Genomic DNA, 9,844 nt, shown 5'->3' on the forward strand with positions numbered 1-9,844 from the left:
CTGGCTGCTCAGATGGGGGTGACGATGGTCAGACCCGACGAGATCACGCCGTCGATAACGCCGGGTCCGAAACCCGCCGTCAGAGCCATGGCGACCGCAACCACCGCAGCGATCACGGATTGCTTGATCACGCCCACACCCAGACCCACCAGAAGAGCGGAGACACCGAGTGTTTTGCCCAGCGTGCCGTTTGCCCAGCCAGTGATCTGGTCATAGACCTGGGTGAACTCCGTACCACCCGCACCGGCCATGCTGCTCATCGAGCTGAACATGAAGCCGATGAAGAGCGCCAGCATCAGCAGCTTTTCGACGGAGGGGGTCTTGCGCGTTTGCGTGCCGGTAGCAGCGGGCAGGAAGCGCAGAGCGTTGTTGAAAGTAAAAGGGAACATGGCAATCCTCATGGTTGAAAAATTAACGGGGGATGAATCCAGCGGGCATCCCTTGATGCCTCACTTCTTGTTCGCCGTAGCTCCAGCGCTTCGGCGTAACCTCGGTGTAGATATGCGTGGCCCAATTCAGGTTGTCGGTGCTGTCAACCCACGGAGCCACCCATATCCGCATCACTTGACTGGCCTGACGAATGGGGCGCGCAGGCGGCTCGGCCGCAGTCAGGAGTTGTGATGAGGGTGCGATTTCAGTCAGGTCGCGTGCAAGCTCCTCAGTGGGGTCTTGCTGCTTGATCTGACCGCTGTCTTTGGCCCCCGTTTTCCACTCGTCGGGCGTTCTTCCATTACGAATGGCTTTCGGCGTGTTGTGCGTGGCCTGGTAGACCTCCAGAGGGGTCGGGCAGTTGTTGGTGGAGGCGTCACAAGCGAACTTGGACTCGGACGCTGTGTTCAAAGCGCTCGCACATCCCGTCAGTCCAACGACCGCGAACAAGGAAATGAGCGCCGCAGGGCGATATGAATTGAGCATTTGCTTCACCATTGAGCTTTTGTGGATGGCTTTGCGGCAGGCGCATTGACACCAGGGATTGCGACCGGCACTTGATGGGCGCCGACTACCGTTGCAGCCTGTGCGTTCGCACCGATCTGAGTCGCCGTGTTGGACCCGGCCCCAACTTGCTTGGCAGCAGCCTGTGCGTTGTGGAAGGCTGTTGGGGTGCCGGAGTGGTCATCGTCTTCATCACGTTGACCACGGGCAGCGACAGGCCGCGATCCGTTTTGCCCGTTGGGTTCGACATACCGTTCCAGCGACGTAGATCCCTTGAGGGGGAGACTCATACCGCGCGTGACGATGACGGTTGCCACCTGACCAGCCTGTGTCTCAACCACAGGGAATGTCTCTTTCGCCATGTCGAGATAGAACTTGGCGATCATGTTGGTGGCGGAAGAGATACCTCCAGCCAGCCCCCCTTGCGCGATGGACGAGAGCGAGTCGGACTCGTACAAGTTGGCGTCCATGCCTGGATTGATGTTGATCGCAGGCACCTTTGAACGCGTCAGGCTCTGGCCGATGCCGCCCAAAGCACCGGCAAGCAACGACTGCGCAATCATCTGACCCTGCTTAGAGACGAGGCGACCTGGAATGCCAACCTTGCCGTCTGTACCGACGACATACGCTTCCAGCTTGGTGTCGAACACCTTTCCGTCATGGCGCACGCAGGCAATGCTTTCAGTGCGGATGAGTGCGCGTTCAGATGCGAGCTGGCCAAAACCAGCGCCCATGACGAAACACTCTCTGACATCGATGGACGCGAAGTTCGGCAGGACTGCTTCTTTCTTCACCCGAATAAGCACTGGTGTCGGGTTCTTCTGCGAGACCGAGGACGTTGGTGCGTCCATACCATTCAGGAGAACGCCGGGGAACATAGATCCACCAGGGATGTATGCCGTTTCGTTCTCGCGGCGCTTCTTGGGCTTTGCATCGGTCGCCGCAGTGTTCAGCTTCAACTCAGCCTTCTGCTCGTCCATCTCGCCGCCTTCGCCAAGGAGCCGAATGGTTGCGGCACCAGGTACTTCGGCCTTGGCTGGCTCTGCGCTTGGCGCTCCAGGCGCACTGGGGACGCCACCCGATGGGGACGCTATGGAAGGGGCAGAGTGCGCTACCGGTGGCGGGGGTGGCAGAGTGGGTGCCTTTGCGGCGGGAGCATCAAAGACACTCGTACCGGGCTCCAGTGGGGGAACAGTCGGCTCAGAAGAACGTGTCGCGCCCCCCTCTTCCGGTGGCGCTCCCTCTGGCCTTGCCTTCTTCGAATCTTCGAGATTGGACAGACGGCGCTCAAAAGTCGTATGCATGTCCTTGAAGGACTTTTCCATTCCGTCGAACCGTGCGCCGAACTGCTCCACTCCCGTTGCGCGCTGCGGGCTAACGACCGTTACTTCCGGCTTGTTCGCACGGGGAGTTCGAGCAGCTTTGCGCTCCGTCAGGTTGGTCAGCACCCACGACACGCCTACGACCACGCTGATAGCAGCAACGGATAAGACAATCCTGCGCGTCTTGGGCTGCAGGTTGTTGAGCGATTGAGTGATGCTCATTGCGCCTCCATTGCCAAGTTCGCCGCAGACTTGGGCTTGTCCGCCAACAGGAAGACATACCCCGATTGCTCAGGCTTCAGCGCAATGTTGGGGAAGAAGGAAACGGCTTTGATGCCCTTGCGGTAGAAAGCTGTCTCCGTCAGGTCCACGTTCTGACCTGACTTGTTGACGATCTGGTAGCGATACAGATCGACAGATGCACCGGTAAACGCGATTTCAGGAGTCACTTGCAGGGGGCCCATGCGTGCTACACCGCCCTCCAACGGAACCGGGTTGAAGCCAGGAACCTTGCCGCGTACTGCCTGAGCCATCAGCGACCGGATGAAGCCCATGTAGTCACTGGCGCGAGGAGTGGTGATCTCTGCCTCTTCTTCACTCAATGCGGCGACACTGTTGCTAGCGCGCAGATCCTCCAGCTTGACGATCACCGACTGACCTGGGATGGCACCGGAAGGAATGATCGTGAGCGAGATGGATTGCGAGGTGTTGGCCTGGTCCACGATGAAGAGGCCGATTGGCTGCTCACCGCTGGGGATGAAATACACATCACTGCCAACAACCTTCGCCATGGAGGACGAGGTGTCGATCACCACCGGTTTGCCAAAGGGTGTGGCAATACGGTTGAGCAACTTGCTCGACATGCGAACAATCTCATTGACACCGTTGCGGGTGTGAATGACAAATGGCTTGAGGCTCGGATCGTCCTTCTTCAGGCCTGGGAGGTTGATTTCGCGCTGTACCGCATCAAGCCCAACACCACCCTCACGTTGCCCCTCTGCAATCGCCTTCAGGGGATCGATGGGTGGCTTTCCAAGTGGGCCCTTGGGAAGAACAACAGGAGGCGCTGTGCGCACCAACTTCGAGTCCCCTGTGTTGGGACGTTCGATAAACCGGTTGGAACCTGTAGGTGCTTCTGCCCCGGCCATGCGTGAAGCTTCTTGGACGACTGTCGGAGCCAATGGCTTGGTCAGTGGCTTCGAAAGCTCAGCATCAATTGCTGCCTTCGTCTGCGCAACTGCATCCTTTGCCTTTGCAGCATCGTCGTTCGCGAATGCAAATCCAGCCGTTACGGCCAACAGCAACGCCGAGACTCGCGCCTTCGTTGATCGCATCAGTTCTGCTCCTTAGATTCGGTTTCCTTGGCGGGCTTGGACACGCCCTCAACAACTTCTTGCACTGCACCAGTGCCCTCTGGGATGGGGGTGCCAACTGGCTTCATCCCGTCGAGATCGAGAAGCTGCTCATTCGCTTTGTCTGCAGCAGATTGCTTCTTGCGGTAGCGCGCAGGAGTGGCGTACTCGGGTATCTCGACACCATCACGCGAGCTGCGGTTGACGTGCCAGGACACTGTTCGTGGAATGGTTCCCTCATAGGAGAGGAAGTGGGAAACCCACGGGCGCCCCTCGCGGATCGTGATTCCCATCTCGTAGGTGACCTGCTTCTGGTACTTTTGCGAACCAGAGGTGGCCGTGATCAGGGTTCCAGTGACGAATACGCGGTTCGTTTCTGGCTCGTACTGAATCGAGTTGGGTTGAAAAGTGATCACCGAACCCGAAGCCTTGAAAACTGGGTCTTCAATCAGCGTCAGAAGCTGACGGCGAAACTCGGTGTAGATCTGTGGGTCCATGAATGCCGAAACGGCATCCAATACCACCGTCGAAGACTTCGGCTGGATGTTCCCCACCAACGTGGCGATATACATCCCGAAGCCCTTGATGTATTCCTTGTTGGCCGAATTCCATGCGACCTCAGCCTTTGCATCAAGCATGGGGGGCACCAGAACAATGCGCTCGCGCTCGCCCGAAATAGTCGCCAGTGCCCAGACAAAACCCGCGCCAAGAATGATGTTGGAAAGGAGCAATCCCTTCGTCATCAGCTGCAGCTCGCGCATGTTGCGCATTGCATCTTTGAACTTCATTGATGCACCTCGCGCATAGCGCCACTGTCGAAGCGTTTGTTCATCGACATGAGTCCTGCCCACCAGGCCATGTGGAACAGAACCCCATCCATACGTGCGTTCTTGAAGCGGCCGAACAGCTTCACGAACACGTAGGTAGAGATGAGGCCCAACATCAGTTGGTCCCACATGAAGAGCACAACAAAAATCACCAGCGCAGGGAAGAACTCGTCAATTTCCCAGAAGAAAACCTGCATTTGGTCGTCAACGTGATTTGGTATTGGTTTTTCAGTCATTTCCCAACCTTCACAAGCACAATGGCATTAATGGGCTGCTCATATTTGGCGCCCCCCATGATTACGTTCGCGGTATTCAATCCCCGCTCTTTCAGGCGTGCAGCCAGTTCACGCCATGCGGTCATCATTTGATTTACACGCTCTTCAGTCATTGGCCCATCATTCAAAAATTCCACATAAAACCGTCCGGTTTCATTGGCTTTGAACTTCTGAATACTCAATTGGCCCTTAGCGCCAAGAGAAGAACCAACAATGGTGAAAGAATGGGATTCAACAATTGCCGAGTTCTGCGCAACTCGAATTGCATTGCTCTCTGCATCAGAATCGCCAATTCGCTCCACAGTGCGTTGGAGCCTGCTCTTCTTCATATCGACGCCAGAGACCCAAATGACGCGCTCTTCAGGGTTGAGGCGCTGATCATTTGCCACGTTGCTCAGAACAATTTCTGATTGCTCAGAATTGCCAATTGCGGCATGCGTAGTAATTGCATCCCGCTCAATCCACATAGCTTTTCGCTGAGTGGGCGGAACATCAATGAATTGAGGGGCACAGCCAACGGCAGCGACAGCTACCAAAATCAGCCCCAAGATTCGAAGTTTCACCGGCCTATCCTCTGCATGTGCTCATTGAGCGGTAGCACAGATATTACGAGGCCGAACATGCAAAAAGGGGTGCGAAAAGCACGCAAAAACGTGACGTTTAGCACCCCTGCTGGGAGCCGTCCATCCCAGGACGGCTTTATGTCTACAAAGACTATTGAATGGTGACTGGCTGCTCAGTAATAGCGCCGAGGTCGGTATCAACTGACACCCGCAGATCTGTCAACCTGGTGGTTCCCAGCCATGCCTTGGGTACAGCAAAAGACTTGGAAGTAGCCTTTTGGGCGACTCCATCAAGTGTGTAGTTCCAAGTCGTAGTGCGCAGTACGCCCGCATCGACCTGGCACTCTGGCGTGAGCAGGACACCGCTGGAAGTGCTCGTTTGCTTCACAACGCAAACAGGCTTCGGAGGGTCTTTCACTTCAACGGGAAGCGCCTGCTCCCCATAGTTCCCGGCGCGCGTGATCGTGCGGACTGTGACCTCGTACTGTCCAGGCGTTTGGAAATTCACGTAGTGGCCTGTGCCGGTGAATTCACCAACCTTTGTCTGATTGATGAGCACATCATTTCGCAGGAAGGAGTCTCCCCGAGGCATGCCCAGGATTTTTAGGCCAAGGTAATAGGACCCAGGCGCAAAGAACTGACCCGGATACTTCGAAACGATGGAGGCCTGTGTCTGCACGCTTGCAGGAGGCAGAATCGTGAACTCGTCCGAAGTAACGTTCGTCACATTCCCACGGGTGTCACTCACTTGCAATGCAAGCTGGTAAGTTCCTTGGCTTGTGATCGACAGATTTCCCGCCACATCGCTACCACTGCTGCGAGTCACATTTTGTGGAAGTGACCAGGTGTACGACAGCGGCTCGCCGTTGAGGCTCTTCAGGTCGAAGTCGGGAGTTTCCACGTAATACTTCACAACGGCTGGAACATCCGTGATTTGAGGTACCAACTTAATCCTCCAAGTGCTGGGCCAGTTGTAGGCCCAAGTCTTGATGCTCAAGGTAGCCGCCGTGGTCTCCTCTGGATAGCCCTTCACATAGGTGTAGTAGCTGATCACCTTATCCCCTGGCGCTGGCGTGTACAGCAGATCTGTACCGTCAACGCGCGTTCCATCTGGAAGCATCCAGTAGCCCAGAACCTCGTAGGACTTGGCGGCAGTAGTGGGCACCACATCGTTGATGATGGCCTTGTAGGTGTATTGCTTTCCGGCCTCGACGTAAGACGGCCCCTGCAACGAGGCTCTGGCCGCCAGAGGATTGACGGCTTTCACCCCAATCGTCTTTTTCACGTCAGCAGCTGGGTTATCCGGCGCGCTCGCTGCACGCCCCAGCACTTCAATGGAGTAGTTCTTGATCTCGGTAGGCGTGAAAGTCAGAGTCGGTGTGTTCTCACCCGAAACCTGCTCAACACCACCAGTGGTGATGATCCGCCACTGGTAGGAGGCGTCAAATCCCTCTTGAGCCTGAACCTTCAACTCAACAGGACGGCCAACCAGCACCACGCCTGGTGCGGTGACGGTGAAAGTGGGCACATCGAATGCCGTGAGTGTCAGCGGTTCAGTCTTGAACTCAGCGCCGGAATACTTGTTGACCAAGACCGCACGGTAGGTGGCACTGCCCACGCTCTCCATTCGGACGGTGTAGTTCACCCCGGTTTGCTCAATGCTTTCCGTGCGCATGACGCGTGTCCAGTTGCCATCCTCGCCCAGCACTTCCCATGCCACTGCCTTCACATTGGCAAGCATCTTGGCGTTCTTGACGTTGGCATTCAGGGTCTGCGCAAAAGGCACTTTTCCGCTTGTCGCCCGTGCAGTCAAAGTCGCTTCGATAACGTCACCTGCTGCAGTCACCAGGGCACGGCTTTTAGAGGTTACCGCGCTGTTGATGACCGCGCCATCGTTGACCATGCGCGCCTCTGCCACGATGAAACGGGTACCAGCGGTCAAGCGCCCAAGGTTCACGCTAAATTTTCCTGCGGCGTCTACTGGAACTGCCGTGGACATGGATGCGCCAGACTTCTCATCTTTGATGGTGACCTGCCATTGACCCATCGACTCGGGCTCAAAAACCACCGTCTGACCACGAGCGATCCCGATAAAGCCACTCACGGTTGTTTCGGCCTGGTCGTGTGAGGTGAAGGTCTTCTCGAAATCAACCAGAGGGCCCTGCGGTACTCCAATGAAATCAAACTCTTGCACTGTCTTGAACTCAGGAGCACGCTGGTACCAGGACTCCACCTTTACCTTGCTTTCGGCCCACGGCGTATCAGCCTGCATGACCAGCGCCACGTTGGACTCAGGGATCGAGCTGTTGAACTCCTTTACGGAGTCGCCGGGATAAGTGACCCGCGTTGTGATCTCCCGATAACCGGCCTTGACGTTCACGATACCCAGTGAACGGGGCTGCGACTTGTCAACGGTCGCAAACATCTTTCCAGGGAACTGTGCCGAGTTCTTGGCGTAAAAGGTATCAAGCAGCTTGTCGTTTTTGAATGTCAGCGCTATGGGACTTGGGGTTGTCCCTGCGATGGTGACTGACCCAGATCCGCTCTTCACGGGGTAGAAGGCTGTTTGGCGCGTAGCTGGATTGGTGTAGACGACGCCCGGTGTGTACTCGATGGTGTTGTCGCCCACCAAAGGCAACGACCCGCGAAGCGCGTTAGCAGCATACGGGTTGTACTTCATACCTTCGGGAAGCGCGCCGAAGCGGATAGCGCAATTCACACCGGCCGTCTGCGACAGCATGTAGTCGGGGCGAATCATGCTCAACGTGTTGCAAGTCTCTTTGCTTGCGCCTTCAAGCTTTGCCTGCACATCTGCGTCTTGAACCTTGATAGCCACGCTCGTGTGAGACTGAGAAACCTTGATCTTGCTTGCAGGGTTCCACGCTGTGGTCTGCAAAACGATGTTAGGTGCATCTGGTAGATTGACCCACAGTCGCACATCGCGTACAGCTTCTTGATCGGTTAAATCGCCCACAAGCACTGGATAGGTCCCTGCCACGTTGGCTTGGCGAGGAAGCTCGAAGGCGGCAGATTGGGACACATCTTGTCCATTGACTTTTAAGCTTTCGACGCTGCCGGAATCGACAACGACAGGCAAAGCAGCGACATCCAGCGAACGATTGTTCAACGGATTGATCGGTGCCAGGCGGGTGCTGATGCCTGGAAAGTCTTGGACGATGGGGAGAGATACTGGAACCGCAAGCTCGGGTCTCTTGTATATGAAGTTCACAGAGCTTTCGGCCACGGTGGCGCCCGCATTCACGGTGGCCTTGATGGTCATCGGTCCATCGCGGAGTGGAGGATACCCTGTCGCCAGTACCGCCCCACTGGACCCGCGCACCATCTTCAGTGGGATCTCATTCCCGCCTTGTATGAGTTTGAGGGGGGATTGAGCATCCGAGATCGTGAAGCGGCCCTTGATTTCCGCACGGTCGAGGGGCAGGCTCTGGACAAGTCCTTGCTTCATACCCACACGAACCTCTTGGACTGAGTAGGTCCCCGCAGGGAGAGATGCTGATATGACCTGGGCCACGAAGCCAGCATTGAGAACGGGATACTGGGCCTCCGTGAACTCACCAGTGATCTTGTCCGCGATCACATCTGGTCGAGACTCTACGCGCTGAATTGGCAGTTTGTAGTTGACCAACGTATCGTCATTCCGTAGCAGCACGTATCCGGTCACAGGATCACTTGGCCTGTCACCCGTCGCCATGTCGAATGCATAGCCACGAATTGTCAAGACACCAGATGGCGTGATGGTCGGATTACCGGCATCACAGACGTTGGTGCCATTGACTTCACAGACCGAAGACACGAGCGCGGCCTGCGCGCTCGACATGTATCCGCTGCAGAGGATGATGGCCGCTGCAGCGGTTGCACGCAGATGATGGCTTTGCTTCATGAACTTCTCCCGGTGGGTGGTCATTTCTTTGCTACCTGAACGCTGTTGATCTTTTCCAGCACGCGCTCGACCTTGCGGGCGTAGATCAGCCGCTTGTAACCAGTGCTTGCGTTGTATGCACCGATGGCCTTCCATGTGAAGCCATGCGTTGCAATGCTTTGAGCCAAGATCCAAGCACCGACATTGGTGTTGATGCAGGGTTCAACCAGCTTGTCTTTGGTGATTCCATATGGCTCCAGCTTCGGGAGCCACCAGTCGTTGATTTGCATATGCCCGTAGTCAACCGAACCGTTCTTGTTCGTGTTGATGGCGCCTGCATTTCCATTCGACTCGACAGTCGATATAGCCTTGAGGAGTTCGACCGGAATTTGATACCGCTGCGCAGCCTCTTCAAAGCAGGCAGCGTGGGCGAACGAGAAAAAGAAGAGCGCGAACGAGATGAACCACGATTTCATAGCATCTGATGCTACGAAGTCGCCCCCCTCAAACCACCCCTAAAAAGTAAGCAAAATCCGAGCTTTTCGATTTTGTGAGCGATTCATGCGTATGCGTTCGGCCAACCCATCTTGCGCCTGACTTGAATGGATGGTGTGCGCGCCAGCGCATGGTTTACGCTGCCATAGACTCGCGGTGAACAGCCGCCGTCACGCGGCTGAGATGTGCACCGACGA

Annotated in this window: 9 protein-coding genes; all 9 read right to left on the reverse strand. The window is 56.2% G+C overall.

Annotated features, from left to right (window positions below; genetic code table 11):
- Positions 1–8 precede the first annotated feature (8 nt).
- The 9 genes from traA to KW843_RS25065 all read right to left on the reverse strand — a co-directional run bounded on the left by traA (position 9) and on the right by KW843_RS25065 (position 9,628).
- Positions 9–389, reverse strand: a complete 381-nt coding sequence (traA, locus tag KW843_RS25025) for a TraA family conjugative transfer protein (RefSeq protein ID WP_255594940.1) — start codon at positions 387–389, stop codon at positions 9–11.
- Positions 390–411: 22 nt separating this feature from the next.
- Complete coding sequence (gene traV / locus KW843_RS25030; protein WP_218297831.1) at positions 412–927, reverse strand: type IV conjugative transfer system lipoprotein TraV; 516 nt, start codon at positions 925–927, stop codon at positions 412–414.
- On the reverse strand, positions 921–2,477 hold the full coding sequence (locus KW843_RS25035) for a TrbI/VirB10 family protein (protein ID WP_218297832.1): 1,557 nt from the start codon (positions 2,475–2,477) through the stop codon (positions 921–923). Before KW843_RS25035 ends, traV begins: the two co-directional genes overlap by 7 nt.
- Positions 2,474–3,589, reverse strand: coding sequence for a type-F conjugative transfer system secretin TraK (locus KW843_RS25040; RefSeq protein ID WP_218297833.1), 1,116 nt, complete (start codon positions 3,587–3,589; stop codon positions 2,474–2,476). Before KW843_RS25040 ends, KW843_RS25035 begins: the two co-directional genes overlap by 4 nt.
- Positions 3,589–4,395, reverse strand: coding sequence for a type IV conjugative transfer system protein TraE (locus tag KW843_RS25045; protein WP_218297834.1), 807 nt, complete (start codon positions 4,393–4,395; stop codon positions 3,589–3,591). The genes KW843_RS25040 and KW843_RS25045 overlap by 1 nt, the downstream gene beginning before the upstream one ends.
- Positions 4,392–4,670 carry a type IV conjugative transfer system protein TraL gene (traL, locus tag KW843_RS25050; protein ID WP_121944218.1) on the reverse strand — a complete coding sequence of 93 codons (279 nt, stop codon included), beginning with the start codon at positions 4,668–4,670 and terminating at the stop codon, positions 4,392–4,394. The genes KW843_RS25045 and traL overlap by 4 nt, the downstream gene beginning before the upstream one ends.
- Positions 4,667–5,272 (reverse strand): hypothetical protein, encoded by a 606-nt coding sequence (locus KW843_RS25055; RefSeq protein ID WP_218297835.1) that lies wholly within the window; start codon positions 5,270–5,272, stop codon positions 4,667–4,669. The genes traL and KW843_RS25055 overlap by 4 nt, the downstream gene beginning before the upstream one ends.
- 151 nt (positions 5,273–5,423) lie before the next feature.
- Complete coding sequence (locus KW843_RS26875) at positions 5,424–9,197, reverse strand: hypothetical protein (RefSeq protein ID WP_255594941.1); 3,774 nt, start codon at positions 9,195–9,197, stop codon at positions 5,424–5,426.
- Positions 9,194–9,628 (reverse strand): lytic transglycosylase domain-containing protein, encoded by a 435-nt coding sequence (locus tag KW843_RS25065; RefSeq protein ID WP_121944217.1) that lies wholly within the window; start codon positions 9,626–9,628, stop codon positions 9,194–9,196. The genes KW843_RS26875 and KW843_RS25065 overlap by 4 nt, the downstream gene beginning before the upstream one ends.
- Between the last annotated feature and the right edge of the window lie 216 nt (positions 9,629–9,844).

It is taken from the genome of Acidovorax sp. sif1233 (assembly GCF_019218755.1).
GTDB lineage: Bacteria > Pseudomonadota > Gammaproteobacteria > Burkholderiales > Burkholderiaceae_C > Acidovorax.

Bases quoted from the DNA above. Each gene is read 5' to 3' on its own strand.
- traA (WP_255594940.1), bottom strand. From the start codon at position 389: ATGTTCCCTTTTACTTTCAACAACGCTCTGCGCTTCCTGCCCGCTGCT.
- traV (WP_218297831.1), bottom strand. From the start codon at position 927: ATGGTGAAGCAAATGCTCAATTCATATCGCCCTGCGGCGCTCATTTCC.
- KW843_RS25035 (WP_218297832.1), bottom strand. From the start codon at position 2,477: ATGAGCATCACTCAATCGCTCAACAACCTGCAGCCCAAGACGCGCAGG.
- KW843_RS25040 (WP_218297833.1), bottom strand. From the start codon at position 3,589: ATGCGATCAACGAAGGCGCGAGTCTCGGCGTTGCTGTTGGCCGTAACG.
- KW843_RS25045 (WP_218297834.1), bottom strand. From the start codon at position 4,395: ATGAAGTTCAAAGATGCAATGCGCAACATGCGCGAGCTGCAGCTGATG.
- traL (WP_121944218.1), bottom strand. From the start codon at position 4,670: ATGACTGAAAAACCAATACCAAATCACGTTGACGACCAAATGCAGGTT.
- KW843_RS26875 (WP_255594941.1), bottom strand. From the start codon at position 9,197: ATGACCACCCACCGGGAGAAGTTCATGAAGCAAAGCCATCATCTGCGT.
- KW843_RS25065 (WP_121944217.1), bottom strand. From the start codon at position 9,628: ATGAAATCGTGGTTCATCTCGTTCGCGCTCTTCTTTTTCTCGTTCGCC.